The following is a 21,127-nucleotide window of genomic DNA, read 5'->3' as shown; positions in this document are numbered from 1 at the left end:
CCTGGTTCGGGGGCGCGTCCGCCGCGACCCCGTTGAGTTCTGCCGTCACGCGGCGCGCTCATGCCACCTTCTCCGGATCTTCGGATGGGGCGGCCGGGTTCCTCCGGCCGTCTCGTCTCCCTACCTTCTCATCCGACAGAGCCTATACAGGGCTTTGGACCCCGTTTTCCGGATCATGGCCGCCTGGTTGCCCGGATTCCGCCTCTTCGTCGGTGTCGGCCCCCGGCTCGGGCGCCTCATCTGCATCGTCTGTCCCCGGTGGGCCACCGGTGGTCCCGTCCGGCGCGTCATCCGAGCCGGACGGCGCGTCGTTCGGGCCGTTCGGGCCGTCGGGGCCGTCCGGGGAGTCACCCGAGGCGAGGGACGCGTCCTTGCGCCGTTTCCAGTAGAGCCGGAAGCCGGCCAGCAGGACCAGCAGCACGCCGCCCGCGATCACCGCGATCACCCCGTCGGACACCTGGGTGACATTCACCTCAAAATCGATGGAGGCGAGCGTGGTCGGGAGGTCGTTGTACGGCACCAGCTGGCCGTCGACATTGATGAAGAGCTTGGCCACCAGCTTCACCTTGCCGTTGGCGGCGGCCTTGACCTGGAACTTGTAGCTCGGCTTGGTGTTCCCGGCGTTCGTGACCTTCTGGATGCCGGTGCCCTCGACCGCCAGTCGGTTGGGCATCATCGAGGTGAGCCGGACCACCAGGTTCGTCAGCGTCTGCGGCAGGTTGTTCTCGACCGTGATCGGGATGGTCGCCGAGTTGCTGCCGGGCAGCGTCACGCCGGTGGGTTTCGCCAGGATGCTCACCGAGTTCAGCAGGCTGGTCAGGTAGTCCTGGGTGTTCGTCTGGTAGTCCAGGCCGGCCTGTGGCTGGTCGCGCCACTGGGTCGACACCGAGCGCAGTATCGCCGCGTCGAACTGGGCCCGGTACGGGTCCGGCGGGGTGATGATCTTCTGGAGCTCGTTCAGGTCCGCCTCGATCGAGCTGACGTCCGGCAGGCTCGGCAGTTCGTTCCCGCGCACGCTGGCCGGGTACGGCGCGAGGGTGGTGTTCGTGTCGGGAGTGGGCTTGGCGGCGGCCACCGTGCCGTAGGACACCGGCTGGATCCACTTGCCCGCGTAGGCGGCCTGGAGCGAGGCCAGGAGCGTGTCGGCGGTGCTGGTGGACATGTCGCGCGGCGGCTGGATCAGGATGCTGCGCTGCACCCCGGGCTGTTCCTGGGTGGTTTCCAGGGTCTCCGCGAGGAAGCGCTGCTCGGCCATCGTCTGTTCGCTCTCGGTGGTCAGGTCACCGGAGAAGATGTCGGAGATGGTGGAGTCGGCCACCACCGCCGTCGTCCCGTTGCCGAGGGAGCGGGCCGCGTTGGGGGTGAACGACACGCCGTACGGGAGGCTGTCGCTGTTCGTCACGATCTGCGTGTCGTGCAGGTTCTGCGCCAGCGACACCACCTGGGGGTCGACGTACCCCCGGTAGGGCCAGGCGACCGAGTCGTTGGCGTCGACCTGGAGCAGGTCGGGGACGCTGGCGCTGCCGACCGCCGCCAGCTCGCTGACCAGTGCGGCGCTCTCACTGGGGTGGTGCGCCAGCGCGGCCAGGTCCGGGTCGGCGTACGCCAGTGAGATGACCTGCGAGGAGTTGAGGCCCACCAGCGCGGACTGGAGCTGTAGCAGCCACTGCCGGGCGGCCGTGACCCCGGCCTGGCTGCCCTTCCTGGTGCAGTTGCACTCGGGGGTGGCGGCGGCCACGCTGCCCTGGGCGTCGCTGACCACCTGGTAGCCGTTGCGCATCGAGTTGACCGTGTCGATCAGATCCGGGTCGATCACCCAGGTCAGCTTCAGCGGGGAGGCGGTGACACTGCTGCCGTTGGTCACCAGCTGGTTGAGCCGGCCCCCGTACCCCAGCTCCTGGATCAGCGAGTCGTCCTCGGTCAGCACCGCCTGCCCGGCCGACTGGGTGGTCCCCGCGTGGTACACCTGCGCCTGCACCCGGGGCTGATCCACCAGCGGCCAGAGGGTGGCGACCTGGGTCGCCTGGGCGGTGCCCGGCGACGGGTCGTACGGCAGGAAGGTGCGGGCGACGCCCAGCGACTGCGATCCCGGGCCGCCGCTGGTGGCGTCCACGTCCAGCTCGTAGACACCGCCGGCGGTCAGGCCGAGGTCGTTGACGTTCACGGTGATGGTGAACTGGGGACTGGTGGCGCCCGCCACCAGCGGCCCGAGCTGCTGGGTCGGGACGTTCGCGAGCTCCTGGGCGTCCGAGGGCTGCGGTGTGGTGTCCCCGGCGATGGTGGAGATGGTGTACCGGTTGGCGATCTTGGTGGTGCCCACCGCCAGCCCCACCTGGAGCGACTGGATGGTGCTGCTGCCGCCGTTCTTGACGGTGCCGGTGATGGTGATCTTCTGCCCGGCCACCGGCACCGGCGGATCGATCTTCACCAGCGAGACCACCGCCGGGTAGGTCGTGCCGACGGCGGAGACGTCGCTCGCGGTCGTGACGGCGGTCCTGGCCGGGCTCGCACTGGCGGTGGCCGGACCGATCCGGAACTCGGACGCCTGGGCCGCCGGGGCCAGCGCGGAGCCGCTCAGCAGCGTCAGCCCGGCCGCCGCCAGGACCGTGGCCGCGCGGCGCAGCCGACCGGGGCTGCGGAGGGAGGCGCGGACGGGTGCGCGCAGCAGCGCGGGCCCGCCGTTTCGTTCCCTGGTGCGACTTCTCTGCCCTGCCGCCTCGCCCACGCGTCCTCGCCGTTCGTTCGTCGCTCGCGCTGTCCTGGTCGCCTCAGCCGCGCTGCCCCCGCATGTGCGCTCTGGCATGGTAACGACGTTGTCTGGGAGTGGACTCGGCCGGGCAGACCCGGATGGGCGCACCGCGCGGGCCGTTCCGGGCTCCGGCCCCGACGGTATCGGGGCGCGAGGGGGGCGTGACGCCACGTAGGCTTGTCTGTCGTGCCGAACGCCAATGATTCCAGCTCTCCCCGCCCGGACGAAGATCCGTCCCGCCGCGGTTCCGCCGCCGACTCGCTCAGCGCCGCGCAGGCCGCCGCGGTCAGCGAGATCCTCAACGCCTATCCCGTCGCCGACGAGCTGGGGCGACGCTTCCAGGCCGCCGGTTTCCGGCTCGCCCTGGTCGGCGGCTCGGTGCGGGACGCGTTGCTCGGGCGGCTCGGCAATGACCTGGACTTCACCACCGACGCCCGGCCGGAGCAGATCCTGGCGCTGCTGAAGCCCTGGGCGGACGCGGTCTGGGACGTCGGCATCGCCTTCGGTACCGTCGGTGCCCGCAAGAAGGCCAAGCCGGTGGGCGGCGGGGAACCCCGCGACTTCCAGATCGAGATCACCACCTACCGTTCCGAGGCGTACGACCGGGACTCCCGCAAGCCGGAGGTCTCCTACGGCGACTCGATCGAGGACGACCTGGTCCGCCGGGACTTCACCGTCAACGCGATGGCTGTCGCGCTGCCCGAGGTGGTCTTCGTCGACCCGTACCACGGCCTCGACGACCTGGCCGCGAAGGTGCTGCGGACCCCGGGCACCCCGGAGGCGTCCTTCTCGGACGACCCGCTGCGGATGATGCGGGCCGCCCGCTTCTCGGCGCAGCTGGACTTCCAGGTCGCGCCCGAGGTGGTCACCGCGATGACGGAGATGGCGGAGCGGATCGACATCGTCTCGGCGGAGCGGGTCCAGGCCGAGCTGAACAAGCTGCTGCTGTCCGAGTGCCCGCGCCAGGGCCTGCTGCTGCTGGTCGACACCGGGATCTCCGCGCGGGTGCTGCCGGAGCTCCCGGCGCTGCGGTTGGAGCGTGACGAGCACCACCGGCACAAGGACGTCTACGAGCACTCACTGACGGTCCTGGAACAGGCCATCGACCTGGAGCAGGACGGTCCGGACCTGACGCTGCGGCTCGCCGCGCTGCTGCACGACATCGGCAAGCCGCGAACCCGGCGGTTCGAGGACGGCGGCGGCGTCTCCTTCCACCACCACGAACTGGTCGGGGCGAAGCTGACCAAGAAGCGGCTGCGGGAGCTGAAGTACTCCAACGAGCTGGTCGCCGACGTGTCCCGGCTGGTGGAGCTGCACCTGCGGTTCCACGGCTACGGCACCGGTGAGTGGACGGACTCGGCGGTGCGCCGCTACGTCCGGGACGCCGGGCCGCTGCTGGACCGGCTGCACAAGCTGACCCGCTCCGACTGCACCACGCGGAACAAGAAGAAGGCGGCGGCGCTGGCCCGGGCCTACGACAGCCTGGAGGAGCGGATCGCGCAGCTCCAGGAGCAGGAGGAGCTCGACTCGATCCGGCCCGACCTGAACGGCGAGGAGATCATGGAGATCCTCGGCCTGAAGCCGAGCCGGGAGGTCGGCGAGGCCTACCGGCACCTGCTGGAGCTCCGGCTGGAGCACGGACCGCTGGGCCGGGAGGCGGCCGCCGGGGCGCTGCGGGAGTGGTGGGCCGCGCGGGACGGTCAGCTGCCCTAGACCGAGGAGGACACCGGGCAGTGCAGCTGGGCCGACGGCCTGCTGTGCCGCAGGGTGAGGCCGTACGCCAGCGCGGTCAGTGCGTAGAGCAGCGACGACATCACGATCACCACCACTGAGCGGCCACTGGAGGGCATCAGGGCCGCCGCCACCGCGGCGGCGGCCACCAGGGAGCCGTTGAAGAGCACGTCGTACACCGAGAAGACCCGGCCCCGGTAGAAGTCGGCCACCGAGGTCTGGACGATGGTGTCGGTGCTGATCTTCGCGCCCTGGGAGAACAGGCCCAGCAGGTAGGCGGCGGAGATGATCGGTATCGGCGCGAAGAGCAGGCCCAGCGCCGGGGTCAGCACGGCGGCCAGCGCCGCGCACCACACCAGCCAGCCGCCGACGCCGACCCGGCGGGTGGCCCAGGGGGTGACCACCGCCGCGGTGAAGAACCCGGCCGCCGAGGCGGCCAGGGCCAGCCCCAGCCAGCGGATGCCCGCGCTCTGGTCGCTGGGTGTGGCGAAGGTGTTGCGGCACAGCATCAGCAGCAGCACCAGCAACAGGCCGTAGCAGAAGCGCAGGGTGGTCAGCGCCGCCAGCGCGTAGGTCGCCGGACGGGAGTCGCGGACCAGTCGGCGCACGCCGTCCACCAGGCCCTCGGTCGTCTCGGCGATCACCTGGAGCAGCGGCTGCCGGGCCTGCGGCCCGCGCTCCGGGCCCAGCTCGTCCCGGGACATGGTCCGGGACGCCAGCGAGGCGCTGCCGTAGCCCAGACCGGCCAGCACCAGCAGCGCCGCGTTGGCGTGCGGACCGGCCGGGAGGAAGAGCCGCACGATGAAGGCGGCGCCGCCGCCGATGGTGGTGGCCACTGTGCCCATGGTCGGCGCGATGGCATTCGCGCTGACCAGCAGGGACCGGTCACGGACCACCTGCGGCAGCGCGGCGGAGAGCCCGGCCAGGATGAACCGGTTGACGCCGGTGACCAGCAGCGCGGCGGTGAAGAAGACCGGTGTCGGCACCCGGAGCAGCACCAGCCAGGCGGTGCCCGCGCAGAGCAGCAGCCGGATCAGGTTTCCGTAGAGCAGGATCTGGCGGCGCCGCCAGCGGTCCAGCAGCACCCCGGCGAAGGGGCCGAAGAGGCAGAACGGCAGCAGCAGCACCGCGAAGGCCGAGGCGATGGAGCCGGCCGTGGGCTGGCGCTCGGGGGAGAAGACCACGTAGGACGCGAGCGAGACCTGGAAGATCCCGTCGGACAGCTGTGACAGCAGTCGGGTGCCGAGGAGGCGGCGGAAGCCGGACAGCCTCAGCAGGGCCTTGGCGCGGCCTGAGGGGACGGAGGCGTGGCCGATGATCGACACCCTCACAGACTCCCACGTCGGAGGGCAGATGCCTACGCCGAAACAGCCGTCCGGGGGCCGCGGGACCGGCTGCGCTGACGCGGACGGGGTTGGTACGGACGGGGGAGCGGACACCCGCTACCCCGGGAACGACCCGTGGGCGGTAGCTGTTTCACGTGAAACAGCTACCGCCCACGGGTCAGCCGTGGTGCCGACTCAGCGCTCGACCTCGCCACGGATGAACTTCTCGACGTTGTCGCGGGCCTCGTCGTCGAAGTACTGCACCGGCGGGGACTTCATCAGGTACGAGGACGCCGACAGGATCGGGCCACCGATCCCGCGGTCCTTGGCGATCTTCGCGGCGCGCACCGCGTCGATGATGACACCGGCGGAGTTCGGGGAGTCCCAGACCTCCAGCTTGTACTCCAGGTTCAGCGGCACGTCGCCGAAGGCGCGGCCCTCAAGGCGCACGTACGCCCACTTGCGGTCGTCCAGCCAGGCGACGTAGTCCGACGGGCCGATGTGGACGTTCTTGGCACCCAGGTCGCGGTCCACGATCTGGGAGGTGACGGCCTGCGTCTTGGAGATCTTCTTCGACTCCAGGCGGTCGCGCTCCAGCATGTTCTTGAAGTCCATGTTGCCGCCGACGTTCAGCTGCATGGTGCGCTCCAGCAGGACGCCCCGGTCCTCGAAGAGCTTCGCCATCACGCGGTGCGTGATGGTGGCGCCGACCTGCGACTTGATGTCGTCGCCGACGATCGGCACGCCCGCCTCGGTGAACTTGTCCGCCCACTCCTTGGTGCCCGCGATGAACACCGGCAGGGCGTTCACGAAGGCGACCTTGGCGTCGATGGCGCACTGGGCGTAGAACTTCGCGGCCTGCTCGGAACCGACCGGCAGGTAGCACACCAGCACGTCGACCTGGCGCTCCTTGAGCACCTCGACGACGTCGACGGGCTCCTCGGAGGACTGCTCGATGGTCTCCAGGTAGTACTTGCCCAGGCCGTCCAGGGTCGGGCCGCGCTGCACCATGACGCCGGTCGGCGGCACGTCGCAGATCTTGATGGTGTTGTTCTCGCTGGCGCCGATGGCGTGGGCCAGGTCCTGGCCGACCTTCTTGGCGTCCACGTCGAACGCGGCGACGAACTCGACGTCGCGGACGTGGTAGTCGCCGAACTGCACGTGCATGAGACCGGGCACGCGGCTGTTCGGGTCAGCGTCCTGGTAGTACTCGACGCCCTGGACGAGCGAGGCGGCGCAGTTGCCCACACCCACGATTGCTACGCGAACCGAACTCATTCCGGCTGCTCCCTGTTGTGATGGTCTTGGTGACGTACTTGCTGTGGTTCAAACGAGTGCCGGCGATCCCCCTGGCGCCCGCGTCCCGCGTGTGCGGTCCGTTCCGTCGTCTGGACGAGGGAGGGATTGCGCGGGGTCAGCGCTCCGGGGAGCGCTCCGGGCGGTCGGGGGGTGCGGCGGCGTGCGCCGCTGTCCGGTTCCTGCCGTCCGAAATCTGTGGGGTGACACCGGGGGTGCCGGTGCCCGGGGGCCCCGGATCGGCACCGCGTCCGCTGCTGCGGTTGGCCCGCTCGGTCTCGATCAGCTCGTTGAGCCAGCGGACCTCGCGTTCCACCGATTCCAGGCCGTGGCGCTGGAGTTCGAGGGTGTAGCCGTCGAGCCGTTCACGGGTGCGGGCCAGCGAGGTCCGCATTCGTTCCAGGCGCTCTTCGAGCCGACTGCGGCGGCCCTCCAGGACGCGCATGCGCACGGCCCGGTCGGTCTGGCCGAAGAAGGCGAAGTGGACGCCGAAGTGCTCGTCCTCCCAGGCGTCGGGGCCCGAGTCGGCGAGGAGCTCCTCGAAGCGCTGCTTGCCCTCGGCGGTCAGCCGGTAGACGATCTTCGACCGCTTGCCGTTGAGGGCGGTGGCGGGGATGTACTCCTCGCCGGTGTTGTCCTCGATCAGGGAGCCCTGGGCGACCAGGCCCTTGAGGCACGGGTAGAGCGTTCCGTACGAGAACGCACGGAACGACCCCAGCAGCACGTTGAGGCGCTTGCGCAGCTCGTAGCCGTGCATGGGGGAGTCGTGCAGGAGGCCCAGGACGGCGAATTCCAGGATCCCGGAGCGTCTGCTCATGCCGTGCTGCCTCCTCTCCCTGCGCGTCTCTCGGCGTCTATGCCGTCTCGATGTATCGAGTCGATACATCGAGACGATATGCCGTGGGCGGGCCGGGGGCAAGGGGCGACCCGATGAATGTGATCACAGAGGGTTGCGAGTGGCTGATGGGGGGCCGCTCCGAACCGCTTTCAGGTGGCTCTTCCGCCGCCCTCACCCGATCGACACGGCTTCTTTCCTAAGGATCTGTGGTCAATATGCCGGGAATGATCAATGAAGCCCGTTTGCTGACCCCTGGCTGCTGCGTACTCTGTCGGCTATGCAGAAAGCCGGGAACCGTTGTGACGGATGTGACGTCCTCGTCCTCGGTGCAGTACGGCCGCTTCGGCCGGAGCCCCGGGGGAGCCGTGCGGGGACCGCTGGTCCTGACGCGGATCGAATGTGGACCACCGCCTTCAGGCTCAAGGGCCTGTCCGAGGAGCAGCTGGAAGCATGAGCGAACATCGGCGAAAGCAGCAGTCCGGCCGGGGCGATTCCCCCGCCAACGGGCGGTCCCAACAGCCGCCCCCCGGCCCCGGTGGCCCTCAGCAGGGCCCGCCCCCCGGCCCCGGTGGCCCCCAGCAGGGCCCGCGCGGCGGGTACCAGCCGGGACCCGGCGGCGGCCAGGCCGGACCGCCCCGCCGTACCTCGGCCCAGCCGCAGCTGACCCGGGCCGAGATGCGCAAGGCGGCCCAGTCCAAGGGCCGTCGCGGCGGCGGCGCGGCCAACGAGCCGCAGGGCGGCGGACGTCGCGGCGGACGCGGGCCCGGCGGCCCGACCGGTCCCAAGCCGAAGCGTTTCCTCGACTACCCGCGCTGGGGCAAGCGCGGCGTGCGCCGCTGGCTGCCCTCGTGGAAGCAGATCCTCAGCGGCTTCCTGCTGATGTTCGCCTGCCTGGTCGGCCTGATCGGCTACGCGTACGCGAAGACCACGGTGCCCAGCCCCAACGCCACCACCCAGATGCAGAGCAACACCTACTACTGGGCCAACGGCACCGAGATGGTCCAGCGCGGCGCCTACTTCCGGCAGAACGTGCCGCTGACGGCGATCCCGACCGACGTCCAGAACGACTTCCTGGCCGCCGAGAACGCCACCTTCTGGACCGACAAGGGTGTTGACCCGCAGGGCATCCTGCGCGCCGTGTACGACATGGCGAAGGGCGGGGAGGTCCAGTCCGGATCGACCATCACCCAGCAGTGGATCAAGAACACCCGGCTGAACCAGGGCCAGACGCTGAGCCGCAAGCTCGACGAGATCCTGATGTCCATCAAGGTCGGCTCCACGGTGCCGAAGCAGACCGTCCTCGACGGCTACCTGAACACCAGCTACTTCGGCCGCAGCGCCTACGGCATCGACGCCGCCGCCGAGGCGTACTACGGGATCAGCTCCGACAAGCTCACCATCGGCCAGGGCGCCTTCCTCGCCTCGCTGGTGAACGGGCCGAGCATCTACGACCCGACCTGGGACAGCAGCACCGGCACCGACACCGACACCGTCAACGCCACCAACGTGGCGAACGCCAAGGCGCGTTGGAACTACGTGATGAGCCGGAACCTGGCTGACAAGTTCATCACCCAGGCCCAGTACGACACGGTGACGGCCCAGGGCTTCCCGATGCCGATCAAGCCGGTCAGCAACTCCAGCGAGTCCGGCTACATCGGCTACCTGGTCACCCTGGCCGACAACAACCTGCTGCGCACCGGGGTGACCCCGGCCCAGCTGGACGCCGGCGGCTACCAGATCTACACGACCTTCGTGAAGTCCAACATGGACGCGATGAAGTCGGCGGTGGACAACGAGCTGCTGAAGAAGATCGACCCCAAGGTCATGGTCACCGACACCCAGGACGCGACCACCGCCCCGGACTACAACAAGCAGTACCCGGTGGACCAGTGGGTGCACGTCGGCGGCGCCTCGGTGGTGCCCGGCAGCGGAGCGGTCACCGCCATCTACGGCGGTCCCGACTTCATGAAGCAGGAGACCGACGACGCGGACAACCCGAGCATCCTGGTCGGCTCGACCTTCAAGGCGTTCGTGCTGGCCGCGGCGCTGACCGACGGGGTGCAGTCCGCCGGCGGCTCGACCGCGCCGGGGACCCCGGTCTCACTGAACTCGCTCTACAACGGCGACCCCAACCTGGAGATCAAGAACCCGGACGGCACGGTCTGGTTGGACCAGAACCACCAGCCCTGGTACCAGGCGAACGACTCGACCAAGAAGTGGGGGCCGATCACCCTCACCCAGGCCATGGCGCAGTCGGTGAACACGGTCTACGTGCAGCTGGGCATGGACGTCGGCATGCAGAAGGTGGCGGCGGCGGCCGTGGCGGCGGGCGTCAGCCCGAGCTCGCTCGCGCCCGACCAGAACGTGCCCTCGTTCGCGCTGGGAACCTCCACCCCCGGTCCGATCCGACTGGCCACCGCCTACGCGACCTTCGCCGACGACGGGGTCGAGTACGACCCGTACGAGGTGGACCACTACGTCCTGAACGAGAACGGCCAGGCCACGACCGTCTCGCTGAAGAGCAAGCCCAAGCAGGCCTTCTCGCCCCAGGTCGCGGAGACGGTCACCACGGCGCTGAAGGCGGTCGTCTCGTCCAGCGGCACCGGTGCCAACGCCCTGGCGCTGGGCCGGGACGCGGCCGGTAAGACCGGTACCACCGACTCCTACAAGTCGGCCTGGTTCGTGGGCTACACCAAGCAGCTCTCCACCGCGATCGGCCTGTTCGACCAGGACCCGAAGAACTTCAGCCTGCTTCCGCTGATGGGCCTCGGCGGCCAGCAGCAGGTCTACGGCGCCGACTTCCCGACGGCGATCTGGACCGACTACATGGAGGCCGCGCTCAACGGGCAGCCGCAGGAGAAGCTGGACACCGCCAACTACGGCACCATCCAGAACGAGCTCGGCGTCAGCCCGTCGCCCAGTGCCAGCGCGACGCCCTCGATGACGGCGTCCGCCCCGCCGTCCTCGGCGCCGCCGTCGAAGCGGCCGTCCGCGCCGCCGTCCTCCGCCGCGCCGTCGATCACCCCGTCCGCGCCGGTCTCGTCCAGCCCGTCGTGCGACCCGCTGAACATCCTCGGCAACTGCTCCAGCCCGTCTCCCAGTGAATCGATCAGCAGTTCGAGCAGTTGGTCACCGCCGGTCCATTCGCACGGACCCAACAACCCGGGCAGCGGAGGCTGAGCCGGAGCGACGGCCCGCGGACCCGACCGGCGGCCCCGGCGCCCACCCCTCGCGGGGCGGCGCGCCGGGGCCGCGGCGCTGCCCGGCCGCCGGACGCGGGTAGGAAACGGACAGTTCGGCTGTACCGGGCGGGCGGCCGGTAACAAGTACCGGGTGCACGGCCCCGTACAAAGGATCGTGCGGCAGGATGTGCGCCATGACGTCGAGCACACTGCCCACTCCCCCGCCAGAGGACACTGTCGTCGTCCCCGCCGACGAGGATCCGGTGGCTGCTGCCGGTAGTGAGATCATCGGCGGGGCCCCCGGTCGGCGGGCGCTGCTCGGCGTCAGCTGGTGGACCGCGGCCCGGGTGCTGGCGATCTGCACCATCGTGGTGTTCGCCCTCGGCATGGTGCAGAAGGTCCCCTGCTACGACAGCGGCTGGTTCTACGGCGCGACCGCGCAGTACGACCACGCCTGCTACAGCGACATCCCGCACCTGTTCACCCTGCGCGGCTTCTCCCTGGGGAACATCCCCTACCTGGACAAGCTGCCGGGCGCCACCGACCCGCACATGCAGTACCTGGAGTATCCGGTCCTGACCGGCCTGTTCATGCTGGTGGCCACCTGGCTGACCCCGGGCAGCGGCGGCGACGTCCACCGCGAGCAGGTCTTCTGGCTGGTCAACTCCGGCATGCTGATGGTCTGCGCGGTGATCGCGGTGATCGCGGTGATGCGCACCCACCGGCGCCGCCCCTGGGACGCGCTGCTGTTCGCGCTGGCGCCGGTGCTGGCCCTGGACTCCACCATCAACTGGGACATACTGGCGGTCGCCCTGACCGCGGTCGGCATGGCCTGCTGGGCGCGGAAGCGGCTGGTGCTCGCCGGGGTGTTCATCGGGCTGGCCACCGCCGCCAAGCTCTACCCGGTGTTCCTGCTCGGTCCGCTGCTGCTGCTCTGCCTGCGGGCGGGCCGGATCAGGGACTTCGGCCGGGCGTTCGCCGGGGCGCTGGTCGCCTGGCTGATCGTGGACGTGCCGTTCATGGTGCTCAACTTCCAGGGCTGGGCCACCTTCTACACGTACAGCGAGACCCGCGGGATCGACTACGGCTCGGTCTGGCTGATCCTGGAGCAGAACCGCTGGCTGCCGAGCGGCTTCCCGACCTCCCGGGTCAACCTGGTGATCGCGCTGCTGCTGGCGCTCTGCTGCCTGGGCATCGCCTGGCTGGCCTTCGCCGCCCAGCGCCGTCCGCGCTTCGCCCAGTTGGCCTTCCTGGTGATCGCCGCCTTCGTGCTGACCAACAAGGTCTACTCGCCGCAGTACGTGCTCTGGCTGACCCCGCTGGCGGTGCTGGCCCGCCCGCGCTGGCGGGACTTCCTGGTGTGGCAGGCCTGTGAGGTCCTGTACTTCCTGGCCATCTGGTACAACTTCGCCTACACCTCCAGCCCCAACCAGAAGGGCCTGGCGACCGACTGGTACCACGGCGCGATCATGGTGCACGTGCTCGGCACGCTGTTCCTGTGCGTGCTGGTGATCCGGGACGTGCTGCTGCCCGAGTACGACGCGGTGCGCTGGGACGGGAGTGACGACCCGTCAGGAGGCGTGCTGGACGGGCTCGCGGACGTCCTCGCGCTCTCCCCGTCGCGCGCTGTGGAGGAAGAGCGCGAGGCTGTGGAAATCGAGGCGGAACCCGTGTCGCCACCGGCCTGAGGCTGTGGATAACTCACCGAGGGCCTGTGGACAGCGAGTTGTCCGCAGGCCCTCGGTGCGTGTCCGCAACGGGGTTGGCGCGCAGGCGAATTGGGCGCCCGCGCGGAGAGGTTCAGCCCTGCTCGATGATCCGGTCGAAGAGCGTGGTGGTGTGCCGCAGGGTCGCCTTCAGCTCGTCGCCGACCTGCGGCGGGGCCACCTCGCCGGGCACCCAGAGCAGCGAGACCTGCATGTGCGGGGGCTCCGCGAAGCCCAGCTTCGCGCCGTTCCAACTGAACGGCGAGGCCGTCCGGTTGATGGTGGCCAGGCCGGCGCGGGCGAGGTTCTTGGCCCGGGGGGTGAGCCCGCTCATGTTCTTCGGGGCCTCCAGGCCCACCCCGTGGGCGGTGCCGCCGGCCACCACCAGCAGGTGGCCGTCGCCGGGCACCCGGTGCTGGCGGTAGCCGTAGCGCTCGCCCTTGGTCAGGGCGTGCACGTCCATCACCGTGCCCCGGCAGTCGATGGCCTGGTGGTCGCCGAGCCACAGCTGGGTGCCGATCCGGGCCCGGAAGTGGACGTCCGGGTAGCGCCGGGCCAGCTCGGCGACCTCGCCGGAGCGCAGGTGGCTGACGAACATCCGGCGCAGCGGCAGCCGCTCGGCGCGCAGCCGCTCGACCCACTCGATGGTCTCCGCCAGCGGGTCCACCCCGTCCGGCCGGTCCATCGGCAGGTGCACGGCGAAGCCCTCGACCCGGACGTCCTCCAGGGCCGACCGCAGCTTGGGCAGGTCCTCGGGGGTGATCCCGTGCCGCCGCATGCCGGTCATGCACTCGATGATCACCCGGCCGCCGACCAGGCCGCGCAGGTCGCGCACGGTGCCGACGGTGCGGATCACCCGCTGCGGCAGCGGCACCGGGTCCTCGCCGATCCGGTACGGGGTGAGCACGATCAGGTCCCGGCCGAAGTAGTCCTTGGTCTCGGCGGCCTCGTAGGCGGTGCCGACCGCGAGCACGTCCGCGTCCAGCCGGGTGGCCTCCTCGGCCAGCCGCAGGTTGCGGAAGCCGTAGCCGTTGCCCTTGGCCACCGGGACCAGCCCGGGGAAGGACTCCAGCACGGAGCGCTGGTGGGCACGCCAGCGGTGGGTGTCCACGTACAGGGTGAGCGCCATGGGGCTTGGGGCCTTCCGTGAAATCCGTGCGGTGGGGCAGGGCGGGGGACGGGGTGGGTCAGCGCCGGTTCATGTACATGTCGAGCGCCTTGTGCAGCAGCTTGTTCAGCGGGAAGTCCCACTCGCCGAGGTACTCGGCGGCCTGGCCGCCGGTCCCGACCTTGAACCGGATCAGGCCGAACAGGTGGTCGGTCTCGTCCAGCGTGTCGCTGATCCCGCGCAGGTCGTAGACGGTCGCGCCGAGCGCGTAGGCGTCCCGCAGCATCCGCCACTGGATGGCGTTGTTCGGCTGCACCTCGCGCTTGTGTACGGTGGAGGCGCCGTAGGAGTACCAGACGTGCTCACCGACGGTGATCATCGTGGTGCCGGCCAGCGCGTCGCCCTCGTGGTACGCCAGGTACAGGCGCATCCGGTTCGGGTCCTCGTTGGTCAGCGCGGTCCACTGGCGCTGGAAGTACGACAGCGGGCGCGGGATGAAGTGGTCGCGCTCGGCGGTCTCCAGGTACAGCTGGTGGAACGCGGGCAGGTCGTCGTAGCCGCCCTGGACGATCTCCACCCCGGCCTTCTCGGCCTTCTTGATGTTCCGCCGCCAGAGCTGGTTGAAGCCCTTCAGGACGTCGTCCAGCGAGCGGTTGGCCAGCGGCACCTGGTAGACGTAGCGCGGCTGGACGTCGCCGAAGCCCGCCCCGGCGTCCTCGCCCTGCTGCCAGCCGAGGCGGCGCAGCCGGTCGGCGGTGTCGATCGCCCGGGGCTCGTACCAGTCGGCCTCGATGTCGCGCAGCCGCTTGGCCTCCTTGCCGGCGATGGCGTTCTTGATGCTCTCGGCCTGCCAGCGGCGGATTATCACCGGCGGGCCCATCTTCACGGTGAACGCGCCCTGGGACTTCAGGTGCGCCAGCATCGGCTGCAACCAGCGGTCCAGGTTCGGGTCGAACCAGTCGATCACCGGGCCCTCGGGCAGGTAGGCGAGGTAGCGCTTGACCTTCGGGATCTGCCGGTAGAGCACCAGCCCGGAGCCGACGATCGCGCCGCGCTCGTCGAACCAGCCGATGCTCTCGGAACGCCACTCCGCCTTGACCTCACCCCAGCTGGGCACCTGCATGTGGCTCGCGGAGGGCAGGCTCCTGATGAAGGCCAGGTGCTCCTCCCGGCTGATGGTCCTCAGGCGCAGGCTCATGTGTGGGGTGCTCCTCGGGCGTCAGGTCGCGTCAAGCGCGAAGCCTACTGCCCTTGGTGGAGCACCCCCATAGGGACGCCCGGTCGGCGGGCGTGCCGATTCCCCCGGAGGGTCGCTCCGGGGTCGGGGACGGGGGTCAGTAGCCGACCACACCGCCCAGGAGGCCGCCGTGCGCCAGGCCGATGCCGAGGCCCACGGCCGAGGCGACCCCGAAGATGATCAACAGGAAGCGCTGGGCCGTGTTGGTGGAGATGTACTGGCCCCATGCGGCCGTGAACACGCCGAACAAGCCGGTCCACGAGGCCAGGATGTGCAGGCCTCGGAACATGCAGGTCGCGATGGCGATGGCGCCCAGGACCATGGTCAGCCCGGCGAGGGTGTCCTGGAGCGGGTGGGCTCTGGCGTCGTCGCGGACGAGCTTCGTCCAGTAGCTGGGGTTGTGGGACTGGCCGTGCGGTTGCCCGGTGGATTGGGCCATGGAACCCGCCTCCTTGGGGAGGTTGGGCGCACGCTCGGGCGGGGCGGCAGCGACTGCCGCCGGACCCGCGCGTGGCGCAGGCTGGCCGTCGGCCGGGGGTCGGCCGTACGGCCTCGGGTGCGGTGGCGCACTGTAGGGCACTCCATACCCGATGTGTACAGATTGCGTCGATTGGGGGGTGGATTTCAAGACCCCATTCGGGTGCCTGTAGTCTGGACCGTCTGCACCGGTGTGGTTCGGCTTCCAACTGGCGTGACGATGCGGTTCGCCGCTCGTTGTCAGTGCCGGCCGCTACTGTTGCGACGCGTCTCAAAACCCTCCTGCCACGGAAAGACCGTGGCCGCTGAGTCCAGAGGAGGTGGGTTCCACATGCGTCATTACGAGGTCATGGTGATCCTCGACCCTGAGGTCGAGGAGCGCGCTGTCTCCCCCCTGATCGATAACTTCCTCAATGTCGTCCGCACCGGCGGCGGCAACGTGGAGAAGGTCGACACGTGGGGCCGGCGTCGCCTGTCGTACGAGATCAACAAGAAGTCCGAGGGCATCTACTCGGTGATCGACCTCAAGGCCGAGCCTGCGGTCGTCAAGGAGCTCGACCGGCAGCTCAACCTGAGCGAGCAGGTCCTCCGCACCAAGGTGCTCCGCCCGGACACCCACTGAGGCAACCCCCAAGTGCTTCCCCCGGGAAGCACTGCACTGCTCGGCCGTCCGTACGGCCGGTGCGGTGAGCACTGCTTGAACGGAACCGCTCCCACCGAGAGGTCGATCACCACCATGGCAGGCGAGACCGTCATCACTCTTGTCGGCAACCTCGTCGACGACCCCGAGCTGCGTTTCACGCCGTCGGGTGCGGCCGTCGCGAAGTTCCGCATCGCGTCAACTCCTCGTACGTTCGACCGCCAGACGAACGAGTGGAAGGACGGCGAGAGCCTCTTCCTCACGTGCAACGTCTGGCGTCAGCCGGCGGAGAACTGCGCTGAGACGTTGCAGCGCGGTATGCGCGTCATCGTCCAGGGCCGTCTGCGTCAGCGCACGTACGACACCAAGGAGGGCGAGAAGCGGACCGTCTACGAGGTCGAGGTCGACGAGGTCGGCCCGTCCCTGCGCTCCGCCACCGCGAAGGTCACCAAGGCCCAGCGGACCGGCGGTCAGGGCGCCCCGGGCGGTGGCTTCGGCGGCGGCCAGGGCGGTGGCGGCTACGGCGGCGGCCAGGGCGGTGGCGGCGGCTTCGGCGGCGGCCAGGGCCAGGGCGGCAACTGGGGCGGCAACTCCGGCGGCGGCCAGTCCGGCGGCGGCCAGTCCGGTCCTCCGGCCGACGACCCCTGGGCGTCCAGCGCCCCGGCGGGCGGCGGTCAGCAGGGCGGCGGCTGGGGCGCCCCGGCCGGCGGCGGATTCTCCGACGAGCCTCCGTTCTAGGCAGTGTGCTGGGCCCACCCCTCGCGGGGCGGGCCCGCTCAGACTTGATCCCGTGCGACTCGGCCGCCCCCGCCAGGGGACCGGCCGGATCGTGAACACCAGTTGGAGTACATGATGGCGAAGCCGCCTGTACGCAAGCCTAAGAAGAAGGTTTGCGTTTTCTGCAAGGACAAGATCACCTACGTCGACTACAAGGACACGAACCTGCTTCGCAAGTTCATCTCCGACCGTGGGAAGATCCGCGCCCGCCGGGTCACCGGCAACTGCACCCAGCACCAGCGCGACGTGGCCACGGCTGTGAAGAACAGCCGCGAGGTCGCTCTGCTGCCCTACACCTCGACCGCTCGCTGAATAGGAGGGTGACCGAACTATGAAGATCATCCTCACGAACGAGGTCTCCGGCCTCGGTACCGCCGGCGACATCGTCGAGGTCAAGGACGGTTACGCCCGCAACTACCTGGTCCCGCGTGGCTTCGCCATCCGCTGGACCAAGGGCGGGCAGAAGGATGTGGACGCGATCCGTCGCGCCCGCAAGATCCACGAGATCCAGACCCTGGAGCAGGCCAACGAGGTCAAGGGCAAGCTTGAGGGCCTGACCGTGAAGCTCGCCGTGCGCGCGGGCGAAGCGGGCCGTCTCTTCGGCTCCGTGACCCCGGGCGACGTCGTCGACGCCATCAAGGCCGTCGACGGCCCGCTGGTCGACAAGCGTCGCGTCGAGATCGGCTCGCCGATCAAGACCACCGGCGCCCACACGGTCACCGTCAAGCTGCTCTCCGACGTGGTCGCCAAGATCAACGTCAACGTCGTCGCCGCCTGACAGTCCCGTAGCGCAGTCGGAAGGCCGGTCCCCTGGTTGGGACCGGCCTTTCCGCGTCCCCGCCGGGCGCCGACGGTACTCAGCGGCGGCGACCCGGGCTGAGTAGCACGCTGAGTAGCGGAGCGCATTCGGGAGGTCGCCGAGCGGCGCACGATGGACCTGTACTCGGCAGTAACTTATCGCCGTCCCGCCACGGCCGTCCCGCCACCGCCGCGGCGCCGCCACCGGCGGGTCGGACCAGAGGGAGCCCAGCGATGACGATCCAGGTCACGAAGGTGACCATCCCGGCCGACCTGCGGGAGTTCTGCGAGCTTCCGCTGCGGCTGCACCCGCGTGCGCTCTACGTCCCGGTACCCGATCGGTGCATCCACGGCTGGTACGCCGGGAACGGGCACCAGCGCCGGTACGGCCCGGTGGACCTGTACCTGGCCCGGGACGGCGCCGGGCGGGCGGTCGGCCGGATCTCGCTGCACCGGCACAGCGCCCTCGACGCGCGGGTCGGCCGCGCTGTCCAGCTGTTCGGGCTGACCGAGTTCGCCGACCGGCTGCCCGGCGGCGGGGACCCGGCGAAGGAGCTCTTCGACCTGGCCGAGCAGGCGGGCGCGGTCAGTGGCTGCGACCTGCTGCTGGGGCCGGTGGCCGACGCGCCGGACGAGGCCCCCGGGGTGCTCACCAGCGGCTTCGACCGGCGCGGGTTCAGCGGGGGCGGCTGGAGTCCGCCGTACGCCGTCGCCGCCTACGAGCGGCACCGGTTCACCCGGCGCTGGCCGGGCCGGACCTGGATCTGCGAGGACCTGGACGATCCGGGCCGGCTGCCGCCGGAGAAGGCCTTCCACTTCGACGACCGGCGGTTGGCCCGGGAGCGGCTGACCGTGCACCAGGGCCGCGGCCGGGTGCTGCGGGCGGTGCTGCCGCGGCTGCGGGAGATCCTGAACGCCTCCGCGCGGGACCTGGAGCAGCGCACCGAGCTCTCCGCCGAGGACTTCGCGGCGCGGGCCAGGGAGCTCGGCCGGGTGCTGGACGAGCGGCTGCTGCTGTGGCTGACCCGGGCCGGGGAGCCGGTGGCCTTCGTCCTGGCGGTGCCGGAGCCGCCGCCGCGCTCCGGCGGCTGCGGCTGCGGCCGGGGCGGCCTGCTCGGTCCGTTCGGCCCGCTGGGCGGCCTGTGGCGGCCGGGAGCGGGCTGCCGGGGCGAGCAGGCGGCGCTGGTGGTGGCGGCGACCCTGCCGCAGTGTCAGCGGCAGGGCTACCAGACGCTGCTGGCGCGGGAGTTGTACCGGAACCTGGTCGCGGCCGGATACCGGGTGCTGCGCGGGCGGCGGGTGCCGGAGGGGGACGCGGCGGCGGAGGCGGTGTTCCGGGCGATGGGCGGCCGTCCACTGCACGGCACCACCCTGTACCAGCGCGGGCTGCGGTAGTCCCGGGCCCTGGCCGCCGGTCCCGGGCCCGGGTCAGGCCCGGACCGCTCCGGTGACCAGCCAGGCGCCGGTGCGGGCGCGGACGCAGAGGAAGACCAGCCGGACGGCCATGCACAGGTCGATGGCGATCCACAGTCCGACCAGGCCGGAGCTGCCGACGGTCAGCGCCACCGGCGCGTACACGGCCAGGGTCCCCAGCATCGCCCAGGCCAGGTACGACCCGTCGCCCGCGCCCATGAGCACCCCGTCCAGCACGAAGACCACGCCGCAGACCGGCTGGCTGAGCGCGGCCACCAGCAGCACCGGGTCCAGCTGCTGCCGGACCGCCGGGTCGTCGGTGAACAGCGGCAGGTAGAGCGGGCGGGTGAGCAGCAGCAGCGCCCCGAGCAGCAGTCCCGCGCCGACGCCCCACTCGACCATCCGCCGGGTCGCCGCGCGGGCCCCGGCGGCGTCCCCGGCGCCGAGGTAGCGACCGATGATCGCCTGGCCGGCGATGGCGATGGCGTCCAGTGCGAAGGCCAGGAAGCTCCACAGCGACATGGCCACCTGGTGCGCGGCGATGGCGGTGTTGCCGAGCCGGGCGGCGACGGCGGTGGCGATCAGCAGCACCGCGCGCAGGCTGAGGGTGCGGATCAGCAGCGGCGTTCCGGCGGTGGCGCAGGCCCTTATCCCGGCCGGGTCGGGGCGCAGACTCGCGCCGGTCCGACGGGCGCCGCGGATGACCACGGTGAGGTAGGCGGCGGCCATGCCCCACTGCGCCAGTACGGTGCCGGTGGCCGAACCGGCGATGCCCAGGCCCGCCCCGTACACCAGCAGCAGGTTGAGCAGCAGGTTGGCGGAGAAGCCGGTGACGGCGACCAGCAGCGGGGTGCGGGTGTCCTGCAGCCCGCGCAGCACGCCGGTGGCGGCCAGTACGCCGAGCATTGCCGGGATCCCGAGCGAGCTGATCCGCAGGTAGGTGATCGCGTAGGGGGCGGCGGTGGCCGAGGCCCCGAAGAGGCGGCAGAGCTCGGGGGCGAGCGGGATCGCGGCGGCCACGATCGGGACGGCGATGATCACGGCCAGCCAGATGCCGTCGATGCCCTGCTGGACGGCGGCCCGCCGGTCCCCGGCGCCGATCCGGCGGGCGACGGCGGCGGTGGTGGCGTAGGCCAGGAAGACGAAGACGTTGACCAGGGTGGTCAGCAGCGCGGCGGAGATGCCGAGGCCCGCGAGCTGGGCGGTGCCCAGGTGGCCGACGATGGCGGAGTCGGCCATCAGGAACAGCGGTTCGGCGATCAGCGCGCCGAAGGCCGGGAGGGAGAGGGCGAGGATCTCCCGGTCGTGTCTGCCGCGCCGGGGAGCACTCGCTGTGGGAGATCGCATGGTCCTACCGTAGTCATCCACATGTAAGTGGTGATAGTCAGGGTGGAGTATTACGGAGGAGTGCGGCTGGTAGCCATTCGGGCACCCCTGGTCGTGATCCCCGCGACGTTCGTGAAGTTTTTCTCCTGCACAGCGAGCATGTCGAGTATATGCAGGTCAGAGCGGTGCTGGGGGTGGAGTCGAAGGGTTGTCCACAGGTTGTCCCCCGCGTCGTGCACAGCTTCGAGGCAGTTCTCCACAGCCGATGCCCCTTCATCCACATGCCCTGTGGATAACCGTCTTGGAGGATGGGCCGTTCCCCCCTTAGCGTGGGCCCCCTGCCCGCGCGCCGCACCCGTGCGCAGGAGCCCTATTTGTTCAGCGCGGTGCCGTGTCAGAGCGGTGCCGTAGAACGAAGAGGTGACGCGGGGCCCGTCCGGGGCCCACGCGGGGAACGACCAGCGGGGCACGGCACGGGAGGCGCGCGATGGGCCAGGTACGCGGAACGACCCCTGGCGGGGGTG

The 21,127-nt window shown here is 70.5% G+C and carries 16 protein-coding genes; 8 read left to right on the top strand and 8 right to left on the bottom strand.

Annotated features, from left to right (window positions below; all coding sequences use genetic code 11):
• Positions 1-142: 142 nt before the first annotated feature.
• Positions 143-2,725 (bottom strand): DUF6049 family protein, encoded by a 2,583-nt coding sequence (locus GXP74_RS39825; RefSeq protein ID WP_182456038.1) that lies wholly within the window; start codon positions 2,723-2,725, stop codon positions 143-145.
• Positions 2,726-2,935: 210 nt separating this feature from the next.
• Between GXP74_RS39825 and GXP74_RS39820 the strand changes: the two genes are divergently transcribed.
• The gene (locus tag GXP74_RS39820; RefSeq protein ID WP_182456036.1) at positions 2,936-4,462 is read left to right on the top strand and encodes a CCA tRNA nucleotidyltransferase; all 1,527 of its coding nucleotides are present in this window, start codon (positions 2,936-2,938) and stop codon (positions 4,460-4,462) included.
• On the opposite strand, the gene GXP74_RS39815 is transcribed toward GXP74_RS39820, so the two are convergent.
• The 3 genes from GXP74_RS39815 to GXP74_RS39805 form a co-directional block, all read right to left on the bottom strand.
• Positions 4,459-5,805, bottom strand: coding sequence for an MFS transporter (locus GXP74_RS39815; RefSeq protein WP_225448528.1), 1,347 nt, complete (start codon positions 5,803-5,805; stop codon positions 4,459-4,461). The genes GXP74_RS39820 and GXP74_RS39815 overlap by 4 nt on opposite strands.
• A 195-nt stretch (positions 5,806-6,000) precedes the next feature.
• On the bottom strand, positions 6,001-7,083 hold the full coding sequence (locus GXP74_RS39810) for an inositol-3-phosphate synthase (RefSeq protein WP_182456034.1): 1,083 nt from the start codon (positions 7,081-7,083) through the stop codon (positions 6,001-6,003).
• Between the two features lie 136 nt (positions 7,084-7,219).
• Positions 7,220-7,918: a PadR family transcriptional regulator gene (locus GXP74_RS39805; protein ID WP_182456032.1), complete on the bottom strand. Its 699-nt coding sequence runs from the start codon at positions 7,916-7,918 to the stop codon at positions 7,220-7,222.
• Positions 7,919-8,389: 471 nt separating this feature from the next.
• Between GXP74_RS39805 and GXP74_RS39800 the strand changes: the two genes are divergently transcribed.
• Together GXP74_RS39800 and GXP74_RS39795 are read left to right on the top strand one after the other, a co-directional pair.
• Positions 8,390-11,119: a transglycosylase domain-containing protein gene (locus GXP74_RS39800; protein WP_182456031.1), complete on the top strand. Its 2,730-nt coding sequence runs from the start codon at positions 8,390-8,392 to the stop codon at positions 11,117-11,119.
• 187 nt (positions 11,120-11,306) lie between these two features.
• Positions 11,307-12,809, top strand: coding sequence for a glycosyltransferase family 87 protein (locus GXP74_RS39795; RefSeq protein WP_182456029.1), 1,503 nt, complete (start codon positions 11,307-11,309; stop codon positions 12,807-12,809).
• A 112-nt stretch (positions 12,810-12,921) separates the two neighbouring features.
• Here GXP74_RS39795 and GXP74_RS39790 read toward each other — a convergent pair whose 3' ends face one another.
• The 3 genes from GXP74_RS39790 to GXP74_RS39780 all read right to left on the bottom strand — a co-directional run bounded on the left by GXP74_RS39790 (position 12,922) and on the right by GXP74_RS39780 (position 15,611).
• Positions 12,922-13,956 (bottom strand): alanine racemase, encoded by a 1,035-nt coding sequence (locus GXP74_RS39790; protein ID WP_182456027.1) that lies wholly within the window; start codon positions 13,954-13,956, stop codon positions 12,922-12,924.
• A gap of 58 nt (positions 13,957-14,014) precedes the next feature.
• A complete protein-coding gene (locus tag GXP74_RS39785; RefSeq protein WP_182456026.1) occupies positions 14,015-15,133 on the bottom strand; it encodes a peptidoglycan bridge formation glycyltransferase FemA/FemB family protein in 1,119 nt (372 codons plus the stop codon).
• Between the two features lie 136 nt (positions 15,134-15,269).
• Positions 15,270-15,611, bottom strand: a complete 342-nt coding sequence (locus tag GXP74_RS39780; protein ID WP_182456023.1) for a hypothetical protein — start codon at positions 15,609-15,611, stop codon at positions 15,270-15,272.
• Between the two features lie 369 nt (positions 15,612-15,980).
• On the opposite strand from GXP74_RS39780, the gene rpsF reads away from it, so the two are divergent.
• From rpsF to GXP74_RS39755, 5 genes are all read left to right on the top strand, one after another.
• Positions 15,981-16,271: a 30S ribosomal protein S6 gene (gene rpsF, locus GXP74_RS39775; RefSeq protein ID WP_182456022.1), complete on the top strand. Its 291-nt coding sequence runs from the start codon at positions 15,981-15,983 to the stop codon at positions 16,269-16,271.
• A gap of 114 nt (positions 16,272-16,385) precedes the next feature.
• Positions 16,386-17,027, top strand: coding sequence for a single-stranded DNA-binding protein (locus GXP74_RS39770; RefSeq protein ID WP_182456021.1), 642 nt, complete (start codon positions 16,386-16,388; stop codon positions 17,025-17,027).
• Positions 17,028-17,141: 114 nt separating this feature from the next.
• Entirely contained in the window at positions 17,142-17,378 is a 237-nt protein-coding gene (gene rpsR / locus GXP74_RS39765; RefSeq protein ID WP_030254746.1) for a 30S ribosomal protein S18, read from the top strand.
• A 19-nt stretch (positions 17,379-17,397) separates the two neighbouring features.
• Positions 17,398-17,844 (top strand): 50S ribosomal protein L9, encoded by a 447-nt coding sequence (gene rplI, locus GXP74_RS39760; RefSeq protein ID WP_182456019.1) that lies wholly within the window; start codon positions 17,398-17,400, stop codon positions 17,842-17,844.
• A gap of 254 nt (positions 17,845-18,098) precedes the next feature.
• Positions 18,099-19,259, top strand: coding sequence for a hypothetical protein (locus GXP74_RS39755; protein ID WP_182456017.1), 1,161 nt, complete (start codon positions 18,099-18,101; stop codon positions 19,257-19,259).
• 33 nt (positions 19,260-19,292) lie between these two features.
• On the opposite strand, the gene GXP74_RS39750 is transcribed toward GXP74_RS39755, so the two are convergent.
• Entirely contained in the window at positions 19,293-20,624 is a 1,332-nt protein-coding gene (locus GXP74_RS39750; protein ID WP_182456015.1) for an MATE family efflux transporter, read from the bottom strand.
• Positions 20,625-21,127 lie beyond the last annotated feature (503 nt).

Origin of the sequence: Streptacidiphilus sp. P02-A3a, assembly GCF_014084105.1 — a bacterium.
Classification (GTDB): Bacteria; Actinomycetota; Actinomycetes; order Streptomycetales; family Streptomycetaceae; genus Streptacidiphilus.
This window is presented reverse-complemented; position numbering and strand designations above follow the sequence as displayed.